This is a genomic window from Rubellimicrobium sp. CFH 75288 (genome assembly GCF_009904055.1).
GTDB lineage: Bacteria > Pseudomonadota > Alphaproteobacteria > Rhodobacterales > Rhodobacteraceae > Rubellimicrobium.
Window position 1 is genome coordinate 358,794 of record NZ_WYDP01000005.1, and the last position, 24,059, is coordinate 382,852.

The 24,059-nt window shown below is 70.9% G+C and carries 24 protein-coding genes and 1 tRNA gene; 19 read left to right on the forward strand and 6 right to left on the reverse strand.

Going from position 1 to position 24,059, the window contains the following annotated elements:
* Nucleotides 1–33 precede the first annotated feature (33 nt).
* The 5 genes from GT358_RS07425 to GT358_RS07445 all read left to right on the forward strand — a co-directional run bounded on the left by GT358_RS07425 (nt 34) and on the right by GT358_RS07445 (nt 4,306).
* Nucleotides 34–1,251, forward strand: coding sequence for an MFS transporter (locus tag GT358_RS07425; protein ID WP_166581955.1), 1,218 nt, complete (start codon nt 34–36; stop codon nt 1,249–1,251).
* A gap of 52 nt (nt 1,252–1,303) precedes the next feature.
* Nucleotides 1,304–2,533: a mandelate racemase/muconate lactonizing enzyme family protein gene (locus GT358_RS07430; protein WP_166581956.1), complete on the forward strand. Its 1,230-nt coding sequence runs from the start codon at nt 1,304–1,306 to the stop codon at nt 2,531–2,533.
* 46 nt (nt 2,534–2,579) lie between these two features.
* A complete protein-coding gene (locus GT358_RS07435; protein ID WP_166581957.1) occupies nt 2,580–3,239 on the forward strand; it encodes a lysophospholipid acyltransferase family protein in 660 nt (219 codons plus the stop codon).
* Nucleotides 3,236–4,171, forward strand: coding sequence for a phosphatidate cytidylyltransferase (locus GT358_RS07440; RefSeq protein ID WP_166581958.1), 936 nt, complete (start codon nt 3,236–3,238; stop codon nt 4,169–4,171). Before GT358_RS07435 ends, GT358_RS07440 begins: the two co-directional genes overlap by 4 nt.
* 47 nt (nt 4,172–4,218) lie before the next feature.
* Nucleotides 4,219–4,306: transfer RNA gene (locus tag GT358_RS07445), tRNA-Ser, on the forward strand.
* A gap of 84 nt (nt 4,307–4,390) precedes the next feature.
* Here the strand turns inward: GT358_RS07445 and GT358_RS07450 are convergent.
* The gene (locus GT358_RS07450) at nt 4,391–4,861 is read right to left on the reverse strand and encodes a MarR family winged helix-turn-helix transcriptional regulator (protein ID WP_166581959.1); all 471 of its coding nucleotides are present in this window, start codon (nt 4,859–4,861) and stop codon (nt 4,391–4,393) included.
* 179 nt (nt 4,862–5,040) lie between these two features.
* Between GT358_RS07450 and GT358_RS07455 the strand changes: the two genes are divergently transcribed.
* The 8 genes from GT358_RS07455 to GT358_RS07490 are packed head-to-tail and all read left to right on the forward strand — an operon-like array spanning nt 5,041 to nt 12,060.
* Nucleotides 5,041–6,015 carry a TRAP transporter substrate-binding protein gene (locus tag GT358_RS07455; protein WP_166581960.1) on the forward strand — a complete coding sequence of 325 codons (975 nt, stop codon included), beginning with the start codon at nt 5,041–5,043 and terminating at the stop codon, nt 6,013–6,015.
* Nucleotides 6,015–6,539 (forward strand): TRAP transporter small permease, encoded by a 525-nt coding sequence (locus GT358_RS07460; RefSeq protein ID WP_166581961.1) that lies wholly within the window; start codon nt 6,015–6,017, stop codon nt 6,537–6,539. The genes GT358_RS07455 and GT358_RS07460 overlap by 1 nt, the downstream gene beginning before the upstream one ends.
* The gene (locus GT358_RS07465; protein WP_166581962.1) at nt 6,536–7,798 is read left to right on the forward strand and encodes a TRAP transporter large permease; all 1,263 of its coding nucleotides are present in this window, start codon (nt 6,536–6,538) and stop codon (nt 7,796–7,798) included. Before GT358_RS07460 ends, GT358_RS07465 begins: the two co-directional genes overlap by 4 nt.
* A gap of 39 nt (nt 7,799–7,837) precedes the next feature.
* Complete coding sequence (locus tag GT358_RS07470; RefSeq protein WP_166581963.1) at nt 7,838–9,052, forward strand: 3-hydroxybenzoate 6-monooxygenase; 1,215 nt, start codon at nt 7,838–7,840, stop codon at nt 9,050–9,052.
* 23 nt (nt 9,053–9,075) lie between these two features.
* On the forward strand, nt 9,076–9,771 hold the full coding sequence (locus GT358_RS07475; protein WP_166581964.1) for a fumarylacetoacetate hydrolase family protein: 696 nt from the start codon (nt 9,076–9,078) through the stop codon (nt 9,769–9,771).
* Complete coding sequence (gene maiA, locus GT358_RS07480; RefSeq protein WP_166581965.1) at nt 9,768–10,415, forward strand: maleylacetoacetate isomerase; 648 nt, start codon at nt 9,768–9,770, stop codon at nt 10,413–10,415. The genes GT358_RS07475 and maiA overlap by 4 nt, the downstream gene beginning before the upstream one ends.
* Before the next feature lie 26 nt (nt 10,416–10,441).
* On the forward strand, nt 10,442–11,515 hold the full coding sequence (locus tag GT358_RS07485) for a cupin domain-containing protein (protein ID WP_208103377.1): 1,074 nt from the start codon (nt 10,442–10,444) through the stop codon (nt 11,513–11,515).
* Nucleotides 11,512–12,060, forward strand: coding sequence for a maleylpyruvate isomerase N-terminal domain-containing protein (locus GT358_RS07490; protein WP_166581966.1), 549 nt, complete (start codon nt 11,512–11,514; stop codon nt 12,058–12,060). The genes GT358_RS07485 and GT358_RS07490 overlap by 4 nt, the downstream gene beginning before the upstream one ends.
* Nucleotides 12,061–12,183: 123 nt before the next feature.
* Here GT358_RS07490 and arsJ read toward each other — a convergent pair whose 3' ends face one another.
* Genes arsJ through GT358_RS07505 form a run of 3 tightly spaced genes read right to left on the reverse strand, consistent with a single transcriptional unit; the run spans nt 12,184 to nt 15,313 of the window.
* The gene (gene arsJ / locus GT358_RS07495; RefSeq protein WP_166581967.1) at nt 12,184–13,455 is read right to left on the reverse strand and encodes an organoarsenical effux MFS transporter ArsJ; all 1,272 of its coding nucleotides are present in this window, start codon (nt 13,453–13,455) and stop codon (nt 12,184–12,186) included.
* Nucleotides 13,452–14,468, reverse strand: coding sequence for an ArsJ-associated glyceraldehyde-3-phosphate dehydrogenase (locus GT358_RS07500; RefSeq protein ID WP_166581968.1), 1,017 nt, complete (start codon nt 14,466–14,468; stop codon nt 13,452–13,454). Before GT358_RS07500 ends, arsJ begins: the two co-directional genes overlap by 4 nt.
* A complete protein-coding gene (locus GT358_RS07505) occupies nt 14,465–15,313 on the reverse strand; it encodes a metalloregulator ArsR/SmtB family transcription factor (RefSeq protein ID WP_166581969.1) in 849 nt (282 codons plus the stop codon). Before GT358_RS07505 ends, GT358_RS07500 begins: the two co-directional genes overlap by 4 nt.
* 131 nt (nt 15,314–15,444) lie before the next feature.
* Here GT358_RS07505 and GT358_RS07510 point away from each other — a divergent pair, with 131 nt between their 5' ends.
* Nucleotides 15,445–16,083: a hypothetical protein gene (locus tag GT358_RS07510; protein WP_166581970.1), complete on the forward strand. Its 639-nt coding sequence runs from the start codon at nt 15,445–15,447 to the stop codon at nt 16,081–16,083.
* A gap of 11 nt (nt 16,084–16,094) precedes the next feature.
* Nucleotides 16,095–17,993, forward strand: a complete 1,899-nt coding sequence (locus GT358_RS07515) for an exostosin family protein (RefSeq protein WP_166581971.1) — start codon at nt 16,095–16,097, stop codon at nt 17,991–17,993.
* Between the two features lie 36 nt (nt 17,994–18,029).
* On the opposite strand, the gene GT358_RS07520 is transcribed toward GT358_RS07515, so the two are convergent.
* On the reverse strand, nt 18,030–18,446 hold the full coding sequence (locus GT358_RS07520; protein WP_166581972.1) for a DUF1178 family protein: 417 nt from the start codon (nt 18,444–18,446) through the stop codon (nt 18,030–18,032).
* A 176-nt stretch (nt 18,447–18,622) separates the two neighbouring features.
* Between GT358_RS07520 and GT358_RS07525 the strand changes: the two genes are divergently transcribed.
* Nucleotides 18,623–19,189, forward strand: a complete 567-nt coding sequence (locus GT358_RS07525; RefSeq protein WP_371416241.1) for a glutathione peroxidase — start codon at nt 18,623–18,625, stop codon at nt 19,187–19,189.
* Nucleotides 19,108–20,310 carry an acetoin utilization protein AcuC gene (locus GT358_RS07530; protein WP_166581973.1) on the forward strand — a complete coding sequence of 401 codons (1,203 nt, stop codon included), beginning with the start codon at nt 19,108–19,110 and terminating at the stop codon, nt 20,308–20,310. The genes GT358_RS07525 and GT358_RS07530 overlap by 82 nt, the downstream gene beginning before the upstream one ends.
* A 13-nt stretch (nt 20,311–20,323) precedes the next feature.
* On the opposite strand, the gene GT358_RS16500 is transcribed toward GT358_RS07530, so the two are convergent.
* On the reverse strand, nt 20,324–20,782 hold the full coding sequence (locus GT358_RS16500; protein ID WP_371416242.1) for a winged helix-turn-helix domain-containing protein: 459 nt from the start codon (nt 20,780–20,782) through the stop codon (nt 20,324–20,326).
* A 137-nt stretch (nt 20,783–20,919) separates the two neighbouring features.
* Between GT358_RS16500 and GT358_RS07540 the strand changes: the two genes are divergently transcribed.
* Entirely contained in the window at nt 20,920–23,319 is a 2,400-nt protein-coding gene (locus tag GT358_RS07540) for a ligase-associated DNA damage response DEXH box helicase (protein ID WP_166581974.1), read from the forward strand.
* Between the two features lie 44 nt (nt 23,320–23,363).
* On the forward strand, nt 23,364–24,041 hold the full coding sequence (gene pdeM, locus GT358_RS07545; RefSeq protein ID WP_166581975.1) for a ligase-associated DNA damage response endonuclease PdeM: 678 nt from the start codon (nt 23,364–23,366) through the stop codon (nt 24,039–24,041).
* Nucleotides 24,042–24,059: the final 18 nt, after the last annotated feature.

Here is a 24,059-nt window from a genome sequence, read left to right on the forward strand (position 1 = left end):
GCCCCGCCCCCGCGCGCGGCCTAGGCCCGGCGCATGAACCCGCTGCCCTTCCTCCTCGCCACCCTGTTTCTCGACGCGATGGGCATCGGGATCGTCTATCCCGTCATGCCGGACCTGATCGCCGAGCTGCGCGGGGTGGACATCGGGGGGGCGGCGATCTGGGGGGGCGTGCTCGCCACGGCCTATGCGGCGATGCAGTTCCTCTGCGCGCCGGTCCTGGGCGCCCTGTCGGACCGCTTCGGGCGCAGGCCCGTGCTGCTTTTGTCGCTGGCGGTCATGGCGGCGGATTACGTGGCCGCGGCGCTGGCCACCTCCATATGGGTGCTGCTCGCGCTGCGCCTGCTGGCCGGGATCACGGCGGCCACCCATGCCACCTGCAACGCCGTGGCGGCCGACTGGGCCCCGCCCGAACGGCGCGCGCAGACCTTCGGCTATCTGGGCGCGGCCTTCATGGGCGGCTTCATCCTGGGCCCCGTGATCGGGGGCCTTCTGGGGGAATGGGGACCGCGCGCGCCCTTCTGGGCCGCGGCGGCGCTGGCGGCGGCGAATTTCGCCTTCGGCTGGTGGGCCCTGCCCGAGACGGTGACGCCCGAGCGCCGGCGCCGCCTGACGGCGGACCGCGTCAACCCCTTCGGCGCCATGCGGGCGGTAGGCCGCCTGCGCGGCGTGGGGATGCTGCTCCTGGTGCTCTTTCTCGTGGAGCTCGCGTTCCTGTCCTATGTTGTGGTCTGGCCCTACTGGGGCAAGGCGGCCTTCGGCTGGACGCCGCTGCAGACGGGGATCTCGCTTGCCGCCTTCGGAGTGGCGGCGATCGGGGTGCAGGCCTACGGCGTGCGGCTCTACCTGCGCCTGTTCGGGGAACGGGGGGCGCTTCTGGTCTCCCTCGCCTATACGGCAGCGTTCTTTGTCGTCTTCGCCGTCCTGCCCCCCACGCCCTGGGGCGGGTGGCTCGCCATCCTGCTCTGCCCGGTTTCGGCCCTGGGCGAGGTGATGCTGCCTATCCTGCAGGGCCGCGTCTCGCGCCTTGCCCCCGAGGACGCGCAGGGCGAGGCCTTGGGCGTCGTCGCCTCGGCCCGCTCGGCCGCGCAGATGATCGGGCCGCTCGTCATGGCGGGGGTGTTCGCCTGGGGTGCGGCGATCCCCGGCGGGCGGTTGCTCGGGGCGCCGTTCCTGCTCGGCGCGGTGCTGATGGGGGCGAGCCTCTGGCTCGTCTGGCGCAGCACGGCCCCCCGACCGCTGCCCGCGACATGAGGGGTCGCCTTCGGACGGTCCAGGCCGGGGCGGGTCGCCGAAGGTCGCGGACATGAAGCTGGCCGATCTCGACATCATCGTGACCGCACCGCCCCCGCCCGGCTGGGGCGGGCGCTACTGGATCCTCGTCAAGCTCGTCTCGGACACCGGCGTGACCGGCTGGGGCGAATGCTACGCCTCCTCCGTCGGTCCCGAGGCGATGCGCGCCGTCATCCATGACGTCTTCGAACGCCACATGGAGGGCGAGAACCCCGAGAACGTCGAGCTGATGTTCCGCCGCGCCTATTCCTCGGGCTTCACCCAGCGGCCCGACCTCACCGTGATGGGTGCCTTCTCGGGTCTCGAGATCGCCTGCTGGGACATGGTCGGCAAGGACCGGGGCCGGCCCGTCCACGCTCTCCTGGGCGGGCGCGTCTCGTATCGCATCCGCGCCTACACCTACCTCTATCCGACGCGGGCCACGCACGCCATGCCCGCCTTCTGGGCCGACCCCGATCAGGCGGCCGAGGCTGCCGAGGACACGGTGGCGCGCGGCTACACGGCTGTGAAGTTCGACCCCGCCGGCCCCTACACGATCCGCTCGGGCCACATGCCGCCCATGCCGGACCTCGCCCGCTCCACGGCCTTCTGCCGCGCGATCCGCGAGGCGGTGGGGAACCGCGCGGACCTCCTGTTCGGCACGCACGGCCAGTTCTCCACCGGCGGCGCCCTGCGCATGGGCGCGGCGATCGAGCCCTTCTCGCCGCTGTGGTTCGAGGAACCGGTTCCCCCCGACGACTTCGAGAGCCTCGCCACGGTCGCGCGTGGCCTCCGCACCCCGGTCGCGGTCGGCGAGAGGCTGACCACGGTGGCCGAGTTCGCCCACGCCCTCCGAGCGGGCGCGGCGGTCCTCCAGCCCGCGCTGGGGCGGGCAGGCGGGCTGTGGCAGGCGCGCAAGATCGCCGCCCTGGCCGAGGCGCACAACGCCCAGATGGCGCCGCACCTCTATGCCGGCCCGGTCGAATGGGCTGCCAATGTCCATCTCTGCGCCGCCATCCCCAACGCGCTCATGGCCGAGACCATCGAGACGCCCTTCCACGACGCGCTCATCAAGGGGTCGATCCGGGTCGAGGACGGCCACATCCCCGTTCCCGACGCCCCCGGCCTCGGGATCGAGGTGGACGAGGCGCTGGCCCGCGCGCACCCCTATCGGGGCACCGGCTTGCACCTCGAGATGCAGGAGGCGGAACTGGACCTGCGCGGGGAAACGGTGTTCGAGGGAGGTGCACCGCCGGAGCGCTGAGGCACCGCGCTTGTCGCCCCTCCCGCACTTGGACAAGGATGGGGGCATGTCATGGACCGACAGAGCCCGCCGCCTGCTCGCCCGCCTGTGCGGGCAGGCCATCGTCGTGTTTGCCAGAACGGTCACGGCGGTGCGCGCCGAATGGCGCGGCGTCGCTCCCCTGCCCGTCCAGCGCGTCTATTTCGCCAACCACACCTCCAATGCGGACATGCCGATGATCTGGGCCGCCCTGCCGCCGGCGCTGCGCGCGCGCACGCGCCCCGTCGCGGCCGCCGATTACTGGCTGCGCACGCGGCTCCGGGCCTTCTTCGGCGCCGAGGTGTTCCGCGCCGTCCTGATCGATCGGCGCCGCGAGGCGCGGACGGAGGACCCGATGGCTGCCATCCTCGGAGCGCTGGACGAGGGGCATTCGCTGATCCTGTTCCCCGAGGGCAACCGCAACATGGGGCCCGAGCCCCTTCTGCCCTTTCGCGCGGGCCTGCACTCGATCGCCCTCGAGCGGCCGCAGGTCGAGCTGGTTCCGACCTGGATCGCCAACCTCAACGCGATCATGCCCAAGGGCGAGGTGATTCCCCTGCCGCTGATCGCCACCGTGACCTTCGGCGCGCCTGTCCGCCTGGAGCCCGGCGAGGACCGCGCCGCCTTTCTCGCCCGTGCGGCGGCGGCGCTTCTGGCGTTGCGACCGGCCAACGGAGAGGCGGCATGACCACGACAACCGAGATCGTCCTGCTGGCGCTGGGCGTGTTCGCCATCCTCACCGCCCTGACCGCCCTGGGGGAAAGCCTGCGGGCGCGCGTCCCTGCGGGCCAGCACGCCGCGGGGGTCGAGACCTTCAACGCCCGCATCCGGTCGTGGTGGATCATGGCCGCCCTGTTCAGCCTGGCGCTTCTGGCGGGGCGGCCGGGTCTCGTGCTGCTCTTTGCGCTGGCGAGCTTCGCCGCGCTGCGCGAGTTTGCCACCTATACCGCCAAGGCACGCGAGGATCACGCGGCGCTGGCGCTCGCGTTCTTTCTGATCCTGCCGCTCCAGTTCCTGTTCGTGGGTCTCGGCTATGCGGCGATCTTCACCGTGCTCATCCCGGTTCACGTGTTCCTGATCCTGCCGGTCCTGTCGGCGCTGGGCGGCAGTCCGCGCCGCTTCCTGACCCGCGTGGCGGAGACGCAATGGGCGCTGATGACCTGCGTCTACGGGCTGAGCCATGTGCCGGCCCTTCTCACGCTCGACCCGGCCCGCGCGGGCGAGGCGGCGGTGCTGCTCGTGGCGTTCCTGATCCTGACCGTGCAGGGGGCCGAACTGACCGAGGCGGTGGCGCGCCGGCGCCTCGGCGGCCCGCTCATCGCGCCCGAGATCAACCGCCGGACTTGGGCCGGGGTCGGCGCCGGCGTGGCGGCGGGGACAGCCTTGGGCGGCGCGCTGGCCTGGCTCACGCCGTTCCCGGTCTGGCAGGCGGCGCTTCTGGCGGGGGCGGGGTCGGCCATGGGGCTTGGGGGCACGATGGCGCTGTCGGCCATCAAGCGCGAGCACGGCCTCAAGGACTGGAGCGACCTGATCCCCGGACAGGGCGGCGTGCTCGACGGAATGGGCGGTGTGATCTTTGCCGCCCCGCTGTTCTTCCATCTCTGCGCGCTGCTGCGCTGAGGCCGCCCTTTCCATCCTCCGCCGGCCTCCTTATCACCACCGGGGCCGGAAGGGTGGCAGAGCGGTCGATTGCAGCGGTCTTGAAAACCGCCGATGGGCAACCATCCGTGGGTTCGAATCCCACCCCTTCCGCCATGGTCCCGGACCGCCCGCCCGGATCGCAGACGGTGCAGATGCCGGCCGGGCGGCCGACGGAGCGATCGGCGGGTCCGATCGCGGCTATGCCACCAGCGGAGCGCGGCTGAGGTGATTCCCGCCCTCGGCAGCCTTGCGCGCGAGACGCAGGAACTCCTGCCGTTCGGCCTCGCTGAGCCCGGTGAGCATGTCGACCTGCATCGCACGCACCAAGGGCGTGGTCTCGGCCAGGACGGCTTCCCCCTTGGGCGTGAGCGAGAGTTCCCGGATCCTGCGGTCGTTCAGGCCGACCCGGCGCGACAGGAACCCCTTGGCCTCCAGTCGATCGACGACCCCGCCGATGGTCGCCCTGTCATGCGCGATCAGGCCCGCGAGGCTGGCCTGATCGATGCCCGGGTTCGCGTGGATCGCGTTCATCGCCGCGAACTGGATCGGCGTCAGGTCGTAACCCGCCGACCGCATGCGGTCCTGGAACACCGAGGTGGAGATCTGGTTGAGCCGCCGGATCAGGTGGCCTGCCATGTTGTGGATCTCGAGGGTGCTGGACGATGCCATCTGCGTTCCTGTCGTGCTTCGGGGCCCTGCCACCTTCGGTCCGGCGGATCGCCCGTGGCGATGCCGGACCCGTGGATGATATGTCTACTTACTATCTTGACAGCCCGCAATAGGTAGCATACTGACGGTAAGTATACTTATTACGAAGGTTCCTCAGGGACCCGTACAGGGAGGAAACCATGAACCGTCCGTTGGTCCGCTTCGCCCTTGTCGCGGCGCTCGCCTCTGCCGCTTCGGCCGATCTTGCCGAGGCGAGGGAGCTGCGCATCGGCCTCATCACGCCGCCGCCGCATGTCTGGACGCAGGTCGCCCACCGCATGGCCGAGACGCTGCCGCAGCAATCGGGCGAGGCGCTGTCGCTGGTCGTCTTTCCGGCGGGGCAGCTCGGCTCCGAGCAGGAGATGTTCCAGCAGCTCAGCACCGGGCTGCTCGATGCGGCGATCATGACCGCAGGGGTCAGCAGCCTGCGGGCGCCGTCGATGGCAGGCTGGTTCACGCCCTACCTTTTCGAGGACGTGGCGGCGGCGGCCGAGACGCCGGCCGCGCAGGAGATGCTGGACCAGCTTCAGCAGGGCGGGGTCGTGGGGATCGGCTACACCTTTGCCGGCATGCGCCACATCCTGATGCGCGACGGGCTGATCGAGGGGCCCGAGGATCTCGCCAACAGGAAGATCCGCATCGTGCCCTTTCCGGCGATGCAGACCTGGTGGCAGGCGGTCGGTGCCGTGCCCACCCCGGTCAACCTGGGCGAGGTCTATTCCGGCCTCCAGAACGGCCTGCTGGACGGCATCGACATCGACCTCGACGCGCTGGTGGGGCAGAACTTCCAGGAGGTCGCGCGCTCCCTCACGCTGACCAGCCACATGGCGTTCCCGGCCGTCCTCGTCGTCTGGCAGGTCACGTGGAACGGCATGACCGACGCGGAGCGTGCGGCCTTCGAGGCCGCCGCCGACGAGGCGCTCGCCTGGGGGATCGAGCAGCAGATCGCGGCCGAGGCCGCCAACCTCGCCGCGCTCGAGGGCCAGATCGAGATCGGCCGGCTGGAAGACGGCCGCGAGGCCTTCGCCGCTGCCAATGCCGCCTTCGAGGCGCAGTACGGGTCGGACGAGATCGTCCGGCGCTTTCAGGAGCAGGCGCGCGGGACGGGCGAGTGATGACCGCGGCGCGGATCGGCGGCGGCGCGGAGCACCTCGTGCTCCGCCTCTCGGACGGTCTCGTGGCGGTGGAGCGGGTCGTCAGCCGGGTGATGGTGGTCGGCTTCGTCGGCCTCATCAGCGTCAATGTCGGCATGCGCTACCTGGCCGGCCGACCGATCGTCTTCGCCGAGGAGCTGGCCGCGGTCCTGCTGGTGTGGCTGGCCTTCGTGGCGATCTCGATCTCGCTCCACGACCGGACGCAGATCGGCGTGACCCTGCTGGCCGACGCGCTCCCGACGCGCTGGCACAGGATCGTCGAGGTGGCCGTGAACCTCGTGATCATCGGCATCCTCCTCGTGCTGCTGTGGAAGTCGGTCGCCTGGGTGTCCTCGCCCGCGGTCGCCTTCGAACAGATCATCACCACCGGATGGCCCAAATGGCCCTTCTTCCTCGTGGTCCCCGTGTTCTGCGTCACCTCCCTTGTCCACATGGTCGCGCACATCCTGCGACCCGCCGGCGAACACCATGAGGCGGCCCCATGACCGGTCTGAGCTTTGTCGTGCTTCTCGCCAGCGGGATGCCGGTCGCCTTCGTGCTGATCGCCACCACCTTCGTGTTCCTCTTCATGACGGGACGTCTGCCCGTCCTGGATGCGGTGCCGCAGATCGCCTTCGGCAGCATCGAGACCTTCGACCTGCTCGCCATCCCGCTTTTCGTGATGCTGGGCGAGATCATGAACGAAGGGGGGCTGACCCGCCGCATCTTCCGGGCCGCGCGCGCCTGGCTCACGCAGATCCGCCACGACCTTCCGCTCGTCAACCTCGTCGCCAACCTCGCGCTGGCGGCGATCATGGGCTCGGCCACGGCGCAGATCGCCGTCATGAGCCGGACGGTGGTGCCCGAGATGGAGCGGGCCGGCTACGATCGCGGCTATTCGGCGGCGGTGACGGCGTCGGCGGGCCTCCTCGGGCCGATCATCCCGCCCTCCATGATCCTCATCATCTTCGGCGTCATCGCGCAGGTCTCGATCGCCGACATGTTCCGGGCGGGGATCGTGCCGGGCCTGATCCTCTTCGCCCTCGTCCTGACACTGACCCTGTGGCAGGCGGCGCGGAATCAGCGTGCCGGCGCCGCAGCCGGTCGCCCTGCCGAGGCGAGCCGGGTCCGCGCGAGCCTTCCGGGGCTGGCCACGATGGTCATCCCGCTGGTCATCGTGGGCGGCATCAGCTTCGGCGTGTTCACCCCGACCGAATCCGCGGCCGTGGCCATCGTCGTCGCGCTGGTCCTGGGCGGGCCGGTCTTCGGCGACCTGCGGTGGAAGAGCCTGCCGGCGATCCTCGACCGGACGGTGACGAACACGGCGATCGTGCTGTTCCTGATCATGGCGGCCAAGGTCTTCGGCTGGGTGCTGACCTTCAACCAGATCCCGCAGGCGGTGGCGGCCTTCATTGCCTCGCTCACGGGGGATCCGACGATCTTCATGGTCCTCGTGATGCTGGCGCTGATCGTCGTGGGCATGGTCCTCGACGGCATCGCGGCGCTGATCATCATGGTGCCGATCCTGCTGCCGGTCGCCGTCTCGAGCTACGGGATCGACCCCGTCCAGTTCGGGATCATGGTGTCGATGACGCTGGTCCTCGGTCTGCTCACGCCCCCCGTCGGGGTGGGGCTCTACATCGCGGCCGCCATCGCGGACGTGCCGATCACGCGGCTGTCGAGGCTGGTCGCGCCTTACGTCCTCGCCGCGATCCTCGTCATCCTGATCGTCATCCTCGTGCCCTGGGTCGTGCGACCCTTCTGACGCCCCCGCGGCTGCACAACCATCCGGGAGAACCCGACCATGACGCAAGAGCTTCCCATCCTCATCGCGGGCGCCGGCATCGGGGGGCTGGCAGCGGCCTGCGGCCTGGCCCGCAAGGGCCTCAGGTCCATCGTCGTCGAGCAGGCCCCCCAGCTCGGGGAGATCGGGGCCGGCATCCAGATCGGACCGAACGCCTTTCACTGCTTCGACTATCTCGGCATCGGCGACGAGGCGCGGGCGGTCGCGGTCTTCATCGACAAGCTGCGGCTGATGGACGCGCAGACGGCCGAGGAGATCACCGCAATTCCTCTCGACGAGCCGTTCCGCCGGTTCTACGGCAACCCCTACGCGGTGGTGCACCGGGCCGACCTGCACAGCGTTCTCCTGAACGCCTGCCGCGACAGCGGGCTTGTGGACATCCGCACCGATCATCTCGTGACGGGCTACGCGCAGGACGGCACCACCGTGACCCTGTTCGTGAAGGATCGTGAGCCGATCCGGGGCCGGCTGCTGATCGGCGCCGAGGGGCTGCGCTCGCCGATCCGCGCCCAGATGATCGGGGACGGCGAGCCGCGCGTCTCGGGGCATACCACCTACCGTTCGGTCATCCCGACCGAGCAGATGCCCGAGGACCTGCGCTGGAACGCGGCGACCCTTTGGGCGGGGCCGAAGTGCCACATCGTCCACTATCCGCTGAAGGGCTGGAAGGTCTTCAACCTGGTCGTCACCTATCACCGCGACGTCAAGGAGGCGATCGCCGGCAAGCCCGTGAGCCGGGAGGAGGTCGCCCAGGGCTTCGAGCACGTCCACCCGAAGGCGCGCCAGATCATCGAGCACGGATCGAACTGGAAGCTGTGGGTGCTCTGCGACCGCGACCCGATCTCGAACTGGGTCGATGGCCGCGTGGCCCTGCTCGGGGACAGCGCGCATCCGATGCTGCAATACTTCGCCCAAGGCGCCTGCATGGCCATGGAAGATGCGGTGGCGCTCTCGCATTGCCTCGAGCATTTCGGCGAGAACCCCGAGGTCGCGCTGCAGCGCTACCAGGAGATGCGCAGGGTCCGGACTGCCCGCGTGCAGATGAACAGCCGCCTGATCGGCGAGTACATCTACCATCCCGACGACGCCAAGGCCGCCGTCCGCAACCACGTCATGCGGTCGATGACCCCCGACGACTGGTACCGGCAATTGAGGTGGCTCTACGGCTCGAACGGCCTGGACGAGGCGGCCGTGACGGGCGTGGCCGCAGAATGACCCCGCAGAAGGAGACCCCGACGATGGGCTACGTGTTCGATCCCGCCCCGGTGCCGAGCCTTGCCGTGGCGGGCAGTGTAGACCGGATCCCCGTGCGCCGCATCTTCTGCATCGGCCGCAACTACGCCGCCCATGCCCGCGAGATGGGCAAGGACCCCGATCGCGACCCGCCCTTCTTCTTTCTCAAGCCCGCGGATTCCGTGGTCGAGGACGGCGCCACGATCCCCTATCCGCCGGAGACCGAGAACTTCCACCACGAGGCCGAACTGGTCGCCGTGATCGGCACGGGCGGCCGGGACATCCCCACCGAGCGGGCGCTCGAGCATGTCTGGGGCTACGCTGTCGGCAACGACCTGACCCGCCGCGACCTCCAGCTCAAGGCGCGGGATCAGGGCCGGCCGTGGGACCTCGGCAAGGGCTTCGACCGCTCCGCCCCCATCGCGCCGGTCTATCCCGTTTCGGCCGTCGGCCACCCGTCGAAGGGGTCCATCCGCCTGACCGTGAACGGCGAGGTCAGGCAGCAGGCCGACCTTTCCGAGCTGATCTGGTCGGTGCCCGAGATCGTCTCGATCCTGTCGCACTCGATGGAGCTCAGGCCGGGCGACGTGATCATGACGGGCACGCCGGCCGGGGTGGGCCCGCTGGTGCCGGGCGATATCTGCGTCGTCTCGATCGAGGGTCTGGGCGAGCTGACGACACGGATCGGGCCGCGCGAATGACCCTCAGGCTTCACAACTTCTTCCGGTCCTCGACCTCGACACGAGTCCGCGCGGCGCTGAACCTCAAGGGCCTGGACTACGAGTATGTGCCGTACGTCCTGCGCGACGGCGAAACGCGGAAGCCGGACTACCTGCGGCGCAATCCCCAAGGCCTCGTGCCCACGCTCGAGCGCGAAGACGGCAGCCACTTGACCCAGTCGCTGGCGATCATCGAGTGGCTGGAGGAGACCCATCCCGAGCCGCCCCTGCTGCCGCCCGACCCCGACGGCCGGGCGCGGGTGCGCGCGCTCGCCTGCATGATCGCTTGCGAGATCCACCCCCTCAACAACCTGCGGGTGCTGTTGCGCCTGCGCGACCAGTTCGGCGCCGACGAGGAGGCGCAGAAGGTGTGGTTCGCGCACTGGGTCGGCCTGACCTTCGACGCGCTCGAGACCGCCCTCTCCGACAGCCCCCTGACAGGGCGCTTCTGCCACGGAGAGGCGCCCACGTTGGCGGACCTGTGCCTCTATGCGCAGGTCTGGAACAACCGCCGCTTCGGCATCCCCCTCGAGACCTGGCCGACCATCGCGCGCATCTTCGCCGAGCTCGACCGGATCCCCGCCTTCCGCGACGCCGCGCCCCCGAACCAGCCCGACGCCGCCTGACCGCACGCACCCGCGAGGAGACCGCCATGGACAACGCGATGCAGCCGGACGACACCCCCGAACTCCGCGCGCTCTACCGGGCGTTCGAGGACAAGCACATGAACCCGCTCTGGACGCAGCTGGGCGACCTGATGCCCGCCCATCCCAAGCCCAGGGCCGTGCCCCACGTCTGGAAATGGGCAGAGATGCTGCCCCTGGCCGAGGAATCGGGCCGCCTCGTGCCCGTGGGACGGGGGGGCGAGCGGCGCGCGATCGGGCTGGCCAATCCGGGGCTGGGCGGGCATGCCTATGTCAGCCCCACGCTCTGGTGCGCGATCCAGTACCTGCTGCCGGGCGAGAACGCCCCCGAACATCGCCACTCGCAGAACGCCTTCCGCTTCGTGGTCGAGGGCGAGGGCGTCTGGACGGTGGTCAACGGCGATCCGGTGCGGATGTCGCGCGGCGACCTGCTGCTGACGCCGGGCTGGAACTTCCACGGCCACCACAACGTCGCGGACAGGCCGATGGCGTGGATCGACGGGCTCGACATCCCCTTCAGCCAGCAGATGGACGTGGGCTTCTTCGAGTTCGGGGCCGAGCGCGTCACCGACAACGCGACGCCCAACTTCAGCCAGTCCGAGCGCCTCTGGTGCCATCCGGGCCTCAGGCCGCTGTCGCAGCTGCAGGACAGCGTGAGCTCGCCGATCGGGGCCTACCGCTGGGAGTTCACCGACCGCGCCCTGACCGAGCAGCTCCTGCTCGAGGACGAGGGCAATCCCGCCACGGTCGAGCTGGGCCATGCGGCCATCCGCTACGTGAACCCGACCACGGGCGGCGACGTGATGCCCACCATCCGCTGCGAGTTCCACCGTCTCAGGGCGGGGGCCGAGACCCTGCGCCGCCAAGAGGTCGGCTCGTCCGTGTTTCAGGTCTTCGAAGGCTCGGGCGCCGTGGTCCTGGGCGGCGAGACGCACAGGCTGGACAAGGGCGATCTGTTCGTCGTGCCGTCGTGGGTCCCCTGGTCGCTCGAGGCCGAGACGCAGTTCGACCTGTTCCGCTTCTCGGACGCGCCGATCATGGAGCGGCTGCACGTCATGCGCACGCAGGTGGAGAACGGATGACCGGGCAGGACGACAGCGGGCGGGCTGCGCTGCGTGCCCGGCAGGGGGCCGGTGCGCGCTACGACGCCGAGGCCGCGCCCCATGCCGACCTGCTGCTGGCGCGGCGGGGCACGGCCTATTTCGCGCGCAAGCTGAACGAACTGGACGATCGGGAGCTCGACGCGCCCTCCCTGCAGGAGGGCTGGACCCGCCGGCGCCTCGTCGCGAGGGTGAGCCTTCAGGCGCGCGGCCTCGCCATCGCACTCAAGGCGCTGCGCGAGCCGCTCATCCTGGAGGAGGCCGAGTGGCGCCCGGACCTCGCGCTCGCCGCGACGCTGCCGGCGCGGGCCCTCAGGCACCTCTTCGTCCATTCCGCCAAGCATCTCGACGTGGAGTGGCGCGACCTGCCGGGCGAGGGATGGGACGGCCCCCGGATCAGGCTGGATGGCGCGGAGGTGGCGCCCCGCCAGACGCCCCGGCTCCGCGCCATCGCGGTCTGGCACGCCTCCGTGGACCTCGGCAACGGGGGACGCTGGCGCGACGTGCCGGAGGAGTGCCGGATCTGAACGCCGATGCGGCGTCCGCCTCCTGCGGTCGGGGGGAGGAGACCCTCCGGCCCCGGCTCCGTCCTCCCCGCCGGACTGCCGCCGCGTGCCGGCAGTCCGGCAGCGGTCGCCGCGGCGCGGACCTCATGGCGACGGGGCCGTCACGGGGCGCAGCCGCCGCGCGGCCAGCCAGCTCAGCGCTGCCATGAGACCGGCGGTGGCAAGACAGAGCGGCAGCCCTCCGACCTGGAAGCTGAGCCCGGACAGGAGCGTCCCGACCAGTCGGCCGGCGGCATTCGACATGTAGTAGAAGCCCACATCGCGGGTGATCCGGCCTGTGTCGCCAAAGGCGAGGATCAGGTAGGAATGGACAGAGGAGTTGATCGCGAAGACGGCTCCGAACAGCAGAAGCCCGCCGATCAGCGTCGCCGTCAGCCAGGTCGAGGGTTCGCCCGCCAGCCAGGCCAGCGCCGCAAGGACGAAGGGGATCGGCACGAGCCGCGCGGCCCAGCGGATGACCTGCTCCGCAGCGGCCGGAGCCGTGGCCGTCCGCCGTCCCAGCAGACGCGGCGCAAGGCCCTGCACCGCGCCATAGGCGATGATCCAGAGCGCCAGGAAGCCGCCGATGACGAAGAAGGCCCAACGCCGTCCTTCGGCGGTTCCGTCCGACAGCACCGTCTGGAAATAGACGGGCACCCCGACCACGAACCACACGTCGCGGGCTCCGAACAGGAAGAGCCGTGCGAGCGACAGGCGGTTGACGCGCGGATCGCTCGAGCGCCAGGCGGCGAAGCGCGCGCCGCGATCCCGCGCAGGCAGGCCCGACGGCAGAAACAGCGCCACCCCCAGCAGGATTGCCGCCAGGACGGCCGCCATGCCCCAGACCGCCGCCTCGAACCCCGCGAGCGCGAGAAGGGCTGCGCCCAGAAAGAAACCCAGACCCTTGACCGCGTTCTTGGACCCGGTAAGCGCCGCCACCCACCGGAACAGCGTGCCGTCGGCATCGGGGGCCAGAACCTTGACCGCCGACTTGGAGGACATCTTGGCGAGGTCCTTGGCCACGCCGGAGACGCCCTGGACCGCCATGACAAAGCCGACCGACGCGGCCACGCCCCAGGCGGGATCGAGCTGCGCCAGCGCCGCGAGCGCCCCGATCTGGAGGCCCAGACCCGCATACAGCGTGGATGCGAGACCGAACCGTGCCGCAAGCCAGCCCGCCCAGAGATTGGTCACGATCCCGGCCAGTTCGTAGAGCAGGAACAGCCAGGCCAGCTGGATCGGCGTGAAGCCCAGCGTGTTGAAGTGCAGCAGCACGAGCATCCGCAGCGCGCCGTCCGAGAGCATGAAGGCCCAGTAGGCCGCCGTCACGGCCGCGTAGGCGCGCCAAGGCCGGGGGGGTGCGGCGAGATCCGTCATCGCGCGGCCACGACCATGCGGACGATGTCGGCCAGCCGGCAGGCATAGCCCCATTCGTTGTCGTACCAGGCATAGACCTTCACCTGGGTGCCGCCGACGACCATCGTGCTGGCCGCATCGACGATGGCCGAGCGCCGGTCGCCCCGGAAATCCGACGACACGAGCGGGCGCGTCTCCAAGCCCAGGATGCCGGCCAGCGGTCCTTCGGCCGCCGCGGCGAAGAGGGCGTTGACCTCGTCGGGCGTGGTCGGACGCTCGACCTCGAAGACCGCATCGGTCAGCGAGGCGTTGAGCAGGGGCACGCGCACGGCATGTCCGTTCAGCCGGCCGGCCAGCTCGGGATAGATCAGCGCGATGGCCGTGGCCGAGCCGGTGGTGGTCGGAATGAGGTTGAGAAGGGCCGACCGTGCGCGGCGGGCGTCCTTGGCCGGTCGGTCCACCACCACCTGCGTGTTGGTGACATCGTGGATCGTGGTGATGGAGCCGTGCCGGATGCCGAGGCCTTCATGGATCACCCGCACGAGGGGGGCCAGACAGTTCGTGGTACAGCTGGCCCCCGTGACGATGCGGTGCACCGCTGGATCGAAGAGATGATGGTTGATCCCGTAGACGAGGTTCAGCGCGCCCTCGTCCTTGACAGGCGCGGACACCACGACCGTGCGGATGCCCGCCTCCAGGTAGGGCTGAAGGGCGGCGAGCCTGCGGAACGCGCCCGTGCAGTCCACGACCACGTCGATGCCCATGGCGGCCAGCGGCAAGGCCTCGATCCGCCGCTCGGCCGTGAGGCGCAGCCGATGACCGTTGATCGCGAGGGCATCGCTCCCGGCCGCGATCTCGGCCGGCCAGCGGCCGTGGACGCTGTCGAATTCCAGCAGAAGCGCGTTCTGCGCGGCATCGCCCTGCGGTTCGTTGACCAGGACGATGTCGCCACCCGAGCCGGTGTCGATCAGGTCGCGCAGCACGAGCTTGCCCACGCGACCGAGGCCGTTGAGCGCAATGCGGGGACGGCTCATCGGGTCTCCTGCTCCTCGGCCTCGAGGCCGATACGGTCCACGCGCGCCTGCAGCGCCAGCCGGTCCAGCGTCTCGAAAGGCAGGGCGACAAAGGCCTCGATCCGGCGGCGCATGGCGCCATAGGTTTGGGCAAAGACCAGAGCCTTTTCCGCGTCGGTGCCTTGCGCCTTGACAGGATCGGGCAGCCCCCAGTGGCCCGTGATGGGTTGGCCCGGCCAGGGAGGGCATTCCTCCGCAGCGGCCGTGTCGCAGACGGTGAAGACGAAGTCCATCACCGGCGCTCCGGGCTCTTGAAACTCGGAGACGTGCTTGGATCGCAGCCCCTCGAGGCTGTGGCCGTTCCGCTGCAGGACTTCCAGCGCAAAGGGGTTGAGTTCGGTATTGGGCCGCGTGCCGGCCGAATGGGCGCGGAAGCGGTCGCCGCCGATATCGCGCAGCAGCGCCTCGGCAAAGATCGAACGGGCAGAGTTTCCCGAGCAGATGAACAGGACGTTGAAGGCCGGTGGGGACATGGGAGCGCGATCCGTGAGCGTGGTCAGGAGGGGCAGGACGAGATCGGGACGGCCGCGGCTGCAATCGAGCGCGAGATAGCCGATCAGGCGCTCGGCCGCGGCGAGATCGGCCGCATAGAAGAGCGACCGGCCCCGGCGTTCGCACCGCAGGAGGCCGGTGCGGTCCAGTTCGGCGAGATGGTGGGAGAGGGTGCTCGGCGGCATGGCCAGCGCCTCGGCCATCTCGGTGGGACGCACACCGCGCGGCGCGAATCGCATCAGGAGCCGGAACAGCCTGAGGCGTCCAGGATGCCCGAGTGCAGAGAAGGCCGAAGCCGCGGCGTCTATTTCCATTCTTCCAGTATGGTGGAAAAGGTGTCGTCCGTGTGACAGGTCCGGCACGATGCGCAAGGTCTGGCCCATTTCGGCCGGATGGGCCAATAAGGGTGCAGTGTTCGTCCCATGCGGCGGTCGGGGGTTTGTGGATGGTGCCGGTCTGGCAGCGGATCAAGACGCGGCTGCGCATCTGGATCACCCAGCGCTCCTGGCACTTCCGGGAGACGGAGGCGCAGTTGGCTCGTGCGCAGGAAAGGCTGCGTCAGGCCGAGGGGCTGAGAACCGAACTCGAGCGTGCCAAGGCCCGGGCCCAGGCCGCCGAGCAGAAGAGCAGCGAATTGCGGGCAGCCCTGACCGATGCGGAGAGCCGCCTGACAGCCATGGCAGCGGATCTGGCGTCGTTCCGCGAACAGGCTGCCGCCCTCAGGGTGCAGTTGACGAATGCCGAGATCCGGCTTCATGAACGCAGCCTCCTCGACGCTCCCGCACCCTCTGCACCGGCCAGGTGTGCCGGGCCGAACAACCGTGCAGATGCCGAGAACCCGGACGGCGGCGCGGACCGGATACCGGGTCCGGCCGGACCCCAAGGCCCGGTTCCCGAACCGGACAGCCCTGCAGAACCTCAGTCTCACCGGCGGGCGCCCAGCGGTCTGTTCCAGCGGACGACGGAGCCATCGGAAGGGCTCGCCGGTGACGCCGATGCGGTCACGGCGCCGGGGCCGGTCGCCGGCGGAACCCCGTGGACTGCCAGGGCCGAGGACCGGGCAGGCCAGCGGCCGGGAACCTGAAGGCTGCCGGCATGCTCGATCAGCAATCGGACCAGGAGGGCGCAGGGGAGATCCCGGAGGGGAGGGGGGCCGAGGAATCCTCTGCGGCGCTGCTGCGCCCCGCTCCCTCGCCGGAGCTGGTCGGCGGACGGGGATTGTTCCTGTTCGCACCCTTCTACACGCCCGCAGATCCGGCACGCGCGGACGAGCTTCTGTTCTGTCTCGACCAGAACCTCGCCTGCGACCTCTTTGCGCGGATCATCCTCCTGATGGAGGACGACACCCCCTTGCCGCGCCGGGACCGGCGGCTGGGTGTCCTGCGTCTCGGACGGCGTCCGACCTATCGCGACTGGGTTCGGGCCGCCCGGCGGATCTGCCCCGGCCACGTGGCGGTCCTCGCCAACAGCGACATCCATTTCGACAGCAGCATCGGCCTGCTCGGCTGGCTGTTCGAGACCGATCCCCGCGCCTTCGTGGCGCTCACGCGCTTCGAGCGGCGCAACGGCATCCTCGAGCCGCACCCGGACCCGCACTGGTCGCAGGACGCTTGGGCCATGGTCGTGGAACCGGACCGCGACGAGGAGCGGCTCGAATCCCGGCTGGACATTCCGCTGGGCGTGCCGCGTTGCGACAACAAGGTGGCCTACGTTCTGGCCACGGAAGGCCGGACGGTCCACAATCCCTTCCCCCATGTGCGCGCGGTCCATGTCCACGAGAGCGGACTGCGCTATTACAGCAAGAAGGGCGACCGCAGGATCATCGGCGGGGTCGCCATGGTCCGCCCGGGCGGCGAACTGGGAGTCCCGGCGCGGCTCGACGTCGAGATCTGGGCCGAATCCGCAAGCCAGATGAGCGGGGTCCGGCTGAACCGGACGCTGGAGCGATGGGCCGAGGAGGAGCGCCTGCGCAGCCTGCCGCGCCCCGCCTGGCTGGCGCACGATGCCGACTGGCAGCACCCCGCCATCACCGAGCAGCACGCCTTCGCCCGGATGCGCGAGCGCCTGCCAGCGACCGACGGCTTTCATCGGGCAGTCTATCTCGCCTTTCCCTTCGCCACGCTCATCGACCTGATGCGGCAGCTGGGCCGCGATCACCCCCGCACCGCCACCCTCTGGTCGGCCCTCGCCGCCCTCAGGGCGCGGGTGCCCCCCTATGACCGCGTCGTCACGGTGGCTCAGCACATCCGCATGGCAGAGCATGCCGAGATCCTGGTTCAGGCGGGCGTCACGGACCTGTTCTGGTCCCATGCCGCGATCGGGCAGACCGCCCTGCCCGAGGCCCGCGACCTGCGCGTTCATCCCTTCCCCCTCTTTCCCGTCCAGCAGCAGCCGCGCGGGGCCGAGGATGTGGGCAGGCCCCGCCGACATCTGTTCTCCTTTGTCGGGGCCAGGGCCCAGCCCAACTACCTCACGCAGGCGCGAACCCTGATCGTGGATCTGCTGCAGGGCGATCCACGGGGTTGCGTCGTGGACCGGGAGGGGTGGCACTACCAGTCGATCGTGTACGACATGCAGGTGATGGGCCGCCTCGAGCCGGGACGGCCCGACCTCGTGGACGAGAGCCGCTCGGCCCTGTTCCGGGACATCATGGACGAGTCGGTCTTCACCCTCTGCCCGTCCGGCTCCGGACCGAACACGATCCGCCTGTGGGAGGCCGCGCTGAACGGCTCCATTCCTGTGATCCTGTCGGAGACCTGGCGCGCGCCGGGCGATGCCGCCTTATGGGAGAAGGCCACGGTCCGCTGCGGGGAGGATGCCGCCTCCATTGCCGCCCTGCCCGACCGGCTGGCGGCGATCGCCCGCGACTCGGGGCGTCTGCGCGCGATGCGCATGGCACTGCTCGACCTCGTGGCCCGCTACGGACCGGACGGATTCGTGGACGACATCCTCGACCTGATGAGCCCCGATCTCGATCCCGCACCGGGCGGCTGAACGGCGGCGCGGCCCCCCGACACGCCGCCATGCGGCTCAGTTGGTCTGACGGCGCGGCACGAAGGGAAGGGGGGCGACCGGGACACCGTCCTCCAGCAGGGCCCGCGCCTCGTCCGGCCGGGCCTCTCCCCAGATCGACCGCTCCGGCGCGCGACCCTCGTGGATCGCACGCGCCTCGGCCGCAAAGGAGAGTCCGACATAGTCGCTCTCTTCCTCGATGCGCCGACGCAGGCGGGCCAGCATCGCCTCGCGCTCGTCGCGCGGGGACGACAGCGACGGCTCGTCCCGGCTGCTCGCCACGGCCGGGGCCATCAGGGCCTTCCGGACCTGCGTCGAGCCGCAGGAGGCGCAGGTCACCAGCCCTCGCGCCGACAGATCGTCGAAGGCCGAAGCGGACTGGAACCAGCTCTCGAACTCGTGGCCGTCCGCGCAGGAAAGGCTGTAGCGGACCATGGCCCGTCATCTCCATGCGGTTCGGAGGAAAATAGGCGCCTCCGCGCCGGCTGCAACGGGCGGGATGCCTTTCTCGCGGGCTGCTCGCGCAGGCGTGGCCGATACGTCGCCACTGGACCTTCGATGGCGCTCCCCTAGCTTTTCCGTCGCGATCCGGGGGCGAGGGGAGGCTGCCCATGCGTTGGATGTTTGCCGTGATCATGCTGCTGGGCGCCGCGGTCGGGTCCCTCGGTCCGGCAGCGCCCGCCCGTGCCGAACGCAGCATCCTGGCGGAGTTCCGCTTCGGCTCCATCGACGGCGGCGAGATGGGATTCGCCGACTGGGCCGGCCGTCCTGTCCTTCTGGCGAACACCGCGTCGCTTTGCGGCTACACGTGGCAATATGCCCAGCTTCAGGCGCTGTTCGACGCCTATGGCCCGCGGGGCCTCGTCGTGGTCGCCATCCCGTCCAACAGCTTCAATCAGGAACTGGGTTCGGATCGCGAGGTGCGGGATTTCTGCCAGCTGAACTACGGGCTGGACTTGCCGATCACCACCGTGACTCCCGTGCGAGGCCCCGACGCCCACCCGTTCTATGCCTGGCTGCGCGAGGAGACGGGGTTCGTGCCGCGCTGGAACTTCAACAAGGTCCTGATCGGCCGGGATGGCTCGGTCCTCGGCACATGGGGCTCGGCCGAACGCCCCACCGGGCGCGCGATCACCGCCGCGGTCGAGGCGGCGCTCGCGGAGGCTCCCCGATCCTGACACCCGTCTTCGTCGGCTCGGAAATCTACCGCCATTCCAGCTATGGCGCCTGGCACCCGCTGCGCATCCCCCGCGTCAGCACGGTCACGGATCTGGCGCGCGCCCTGGGCTGGCTGCCGGCCGACCGCTTCCGCACCAGTCCGCGCGCCCGGGCGGCTGCGCTGACCGTCTGGCACAGCCCCGCCTATGTCGCGGCGCTCGAGGAGGCCGAGCGGCGCCAGCAGGTCGATGCCGCCACCCGGGCGCGGCATGGTCTGGGCACGCCCTCCAATCCCGTCTTCCCCGAGATGTTCCGCCGTCCTGCCACCGGGGTGGGGGGCGTGATGCTTGCGGCCGAACTGCTGCGGGAGGGCGGGGTTGCGCATGTGCCCGGCGCCGGCACCCATCACGCCCTGCCCGACCGCGCGAGCGGCTTTTGCTATCTCAACGATCCGGTCTTCGCCGTCCTCGCCCTGCGGGCGCAAGGGGCACGCCGCGTGGCCTATGTCGATCTCGACGCCCATCACGGCGACGGTGTCGAACTCGCCTTCAGGGACGATCCGCACACGCTGGTCCTCTCGGTTCACGAGGAAGGCCGATGGCCGGGGACGGGGGCCCTTGCGGATCGGGGGGCGGGTCAGGTCTGGAACCTGCCCGTGCCGCGCGGCTTCCACGACGACGACATGGCCCGCGTGCTCGATCATCTGATCCTGCCGGTCGTCGAGGCATTCGGGCCCGATGCCGTGGTGCTCCAGTGCGGAGCCGACGGTCTTCTGGAGGACCCCCAGTCGGGCCTGGCCCTGTCCAACAACGCGCATGCTGCGGCCGTGGCGGCCATCCGGCCGTTGTCTCCCCGGCTCCTGCTGCTGGGAGGCGGGGGCTACAATCCTTGGTCGGTCGCCCGCTGCTGGACGCGGCTCTGGGGCATCCTGGCCGGAGAACGCGCTCCGGGGACGCTCCCGGACAGCGCGCGCGCGGTGCTGGCGGGGCTGCGCTGGATGCGCCGCGGCAGCGGCCGCGCGATCGAACCCGAGATGCGCTGGATCGACACGCTGGAGGATCCGCCTCGCGGGGGTCTCCCCAGTTCCGAGGTCCGCGCCCGGCTGGGAATGCTGCGTGCGCGGTTGCGCGTCTGGCAGTGACGCGCTTCGGGCGTCAGATGGTCGCGTCCGGAGAAGGAAACCTGCCGGTCGCCTCCTCCCGGTCGGCCTCCGAGCCCGTGACCTCCTTCCTGGACACGCCCTTCGGCGCCATCTCCGCGGCCCCGTCCGGCAGGGCGCGGTCGCGGATCGCGGCCAGGAACGGAGCGCCCTCGCGCGCCAGCAGCGCCTCGAGCGCCCGGTAGGAGGCGAGCACGGCCTCGCCCTCCTTGGTCAGCCGGGCGCCGCCGTCGCCCTCCCCGCCCCGGGCCAGGGTCACGAGCGGCGTGCGGAAGGCGCGGTTGGCCTCCACCACGAGGCCCCAGGCGCGACGATAGCTCATGCCCATGCGCTCGGCGGCGGCGGCGACCGACCCCGTCTGCCGGATCAGCGCCAGAAGGGCAGCCTTTCCCGGACCGAAGCGGGCGCCGCGGGCGAGCGGAATGCGAAGCTGGAAGGACGCGCCTGCGGCCATGGCGTGCACCATCGGCCGGGGCGGGCGGCGGCACAAGGCCCCGCATCATCACGATTGCTGCGGATGCTGCTGCCGCTGGCGGAAAGCCGCACGGCGCGGGCGTTTCCCCCGGCGGTCCGGCATCCTAGATGAGGAGCATGAGCCTTCATCCGCGACTCGAACCCTTCCTGTCCCGCCGCGGCTGGAGGCTTCATCCCCATCAGGAGGCCATGCTGGCCCATGCCGGCGAGCGGGCGGTCCTGCTGGTCGCGCCCACGGGGGCCGGCAAGACTCTGGCCGGTTTCCTGCCGAGTCTGATCGATCTGGCGTCCGGCGGGAGAGAGGGCCTGCACACGCTCTACGTCTCGCCGCTCAAGGCACTCGCGGCCGATATCCGGCGCAATCTTCTCGCACCGGTCGAGGAACTCGGCCTGCCCGTGCGGGTCGAGGACCGGACGGGCGACACCCCGCAGGCCGCGCGACGCCGCCAGCGGGCCGAGCCGCCCCACATCCTGCTCACCACGCCGGAATCCCTCGCCCTGCTCCTGTCCCACGAGGACGCGCCGCACCTGTTTGCGGGCTTGCAGCGGGTCGTGGTGGACGAGATCCACGCCCTGGCCGAGAGCAAGCGCGGCGACCAGCTCTTCCTTCTGCTCTCCCGGCTCGAGGCGCTGGCGCCCGGGTTTCGCCGGGTGGGCCTGTCGGCGACCGTGGAGGACCCCGAGGCGATGGGCCGCTGCCTCGCCCCCGCGCCCCGTGACGCGACGATCGTGCGCGCCCCTTCTGGCGCCGAGCCGGACCTGTCGATGATGAGTCGCCGCCCGCCGCCCTGGGCCGGCGGCGCCGCGCTCCATGCCATCCCCGAGGTGCTGGACCTGGTGCGCGCGCATCGCTGCACCCTCGTCTTCCACAACACGCGCGCGCAGGCCGAGCTGTTCTTCCACCACCTCTGGATGCAGAACGACGAGGGTCTGCCCATCGCCATCCATCACGGCTCGCTTGCGCGCGAGCAGCGCCAGGCAGTCGAGGCGGCGATGCAGCGGGGCGAGCTGCGCGCCGTCGTCTGCACCGGCACGCTCGACATGGGCCTCGACTGGGGCGAGGTGGACCTCGTGATCCAGATGGGCGCGCCCAAATACGTCAAGCGCCTCGTCCAGCGGATCGGCCGCGCCAACCACCGCGCAGGCGGCCGGTCGCGCGCGGTCCTTGTGCCCGCCCACCGCTTCGAGGTCATCGAATGCGTCTGCGCCATCGAGGCGGCGCGCGAAGGCGATCTCGACGGCCAGACCCGCGGGCCGGGCCCCCTCGACGTGCTCTGCCAGCACATCCTGATCCGCGCCTGCTCCGGCCCCTTCGCGGCCGACGACCTCTACGCGGAGGTGCGCACCGCCGGCCCCTACCGGGACCTGCCCCGCGCGGATTTCGACGCCTGCCTCGACTTCTGCGCCACGGGCGGCTATGCCCTGCGCGCCTACGACCGCTGGCGCCGGCTGGTCGAGCACGACGGCCTCTGGCGGCTGCGCGATCCCCGCAGCGCGCGGCGCATCCGCATGAATCTCGGCACGATCGAGGACAAGGGCACGCTCAAGGTCCGCCTGCGCGGCTCCCAGGCTCCTCTGGGCGAGGTCGAGGAGTACTTCGCCTCCACCCTCTCGCCCGGCGACACCTTTCTCATCGGCGGCCAGATCGTCCGCTTCGAGTCGCTGCGCGAGGCCTCGGTCGAGGTCTCGCGCCGCCGCGACCGGGAGCCGCGCGTGCCCGCCTTCGGCGGGGGCAAGTTCCCCACCTCCGTGGCGCTCACCCGCCGCATCCTCGGGCTGATCGAGGACCGCTCCGCCTGGGTGCGCCTGCCGCGGCACACGGCCGAATGGCTGGACCTGCAGGCACGAATCTCCCGCCTGCCCGCCTGGGACCGGCTCCTGATCGAGACCTTTCCGGCCGAGGGGCGATGGCACGCCGCGCTCTGGGGCTTCGCGGGCTGGAACGCCCACCAGACGCTGGGCCTGCTGCTGACGCGCCGGATGGAGGCCGAGGGGCTCGACCCGCTGGGCTTCGTGGCCACGGACCACGCGCTCCTGATCTCGGGGCTCCGGCCCGTGGAGGCACCCGCCCGCCTTCTCGAGCCCGAGGGGCTGCGCGACGGTTTCGAGGGGTGGCTTGCGGGCAACGCCGTGATGAAGCGCACCTTCCGCGGCGTGGCCACGATCGCCGGCCTGATCGAACGCCAGATGCCCGGGCTGCGCAGGACCGGGCGGCAGGCCACCTTCTCGTCGGATATCCTCTACGACACGCTCCAGCGCTACGATCCCGGCCACCTGCTCCTGCGCGTCACGCGCGAGGAGGCGCAGCGCGGCCTCGTGGACTGGGGCCGGATCGAGGAGATGCTGGCGCGCGTCGGCCCCCGGATCGACCATGTCCGCCTGACCCGCGTTCCGCCTCTGGCCGCGCCGCTCCTGCTCGAGCGGGGGCGCGTGCCCGTCGAGGGCCGCGGGCGCGAACGTCTGGCCGAGGAGGCGGCCGCCCGCCTGCTCGAGGAGGCGGGTCTCGACGCGCTGTGAGCGGGGACTTGCGGTCGCCGCCGCGGCCGGGCAGGGAACGGGCCATGAACGGCACCGCCCATTCCCTTGTCCTGCACCGCACCCATTGCCTGCTGCTCGCCTCGGGCGCGCTGTTCGTGCCCGAGGCGGACCTTCTCTGCGTGGCCGACCTCCATCTGGGCCGGTCCGAACGGGCCGCGCGCCGGGGCGGGCCCCTCCTGCCGCCCTACGAGACGCGCGCCACGCTCGAGCGGCTGGAGGAGGCGGTGGCGCTTGCCAAGCCCGCCACGGTGGTGGCGCTGGGCGACAGCTTCGACGACGACGCGGCCGCGCACGCGCTCGACCCCGGGGACCGCGCACGCCTTCTCGCGCTGGCCGAGGGACGGCGCTGGGTCTGGGTGGCGGGCAACCACGATCCCGGCAGCATGGGGGCGGTGCCGGAATGGCGCGGCGCGGGTCTCGTCTTCCGCCACGAGGCACGGGCGGGCGCCGAGGCCGGCGAGGTCTCGGGCCATTTCCACCCCAAGGCCGCCTGTCCCGGCCTGCGCGGCCGGCGGCCCTGCTTCGTCACGGACGGCCGGCGGCTGATCCTGCCGGCCTTCGGTGCCTATACGGGCGGACTCGACACCGCCGACCCGGACCTGCGTGCGCTGTTCGCCGACCGCGCGATCGCGGTGCTGACGGGGCATCGGGCGCTCGCCGTGCCGCTGCCGCCGGCGCGCCGCTGCGGGGCCGGCGGCTGAGTCGTCGGCTTGACCCGC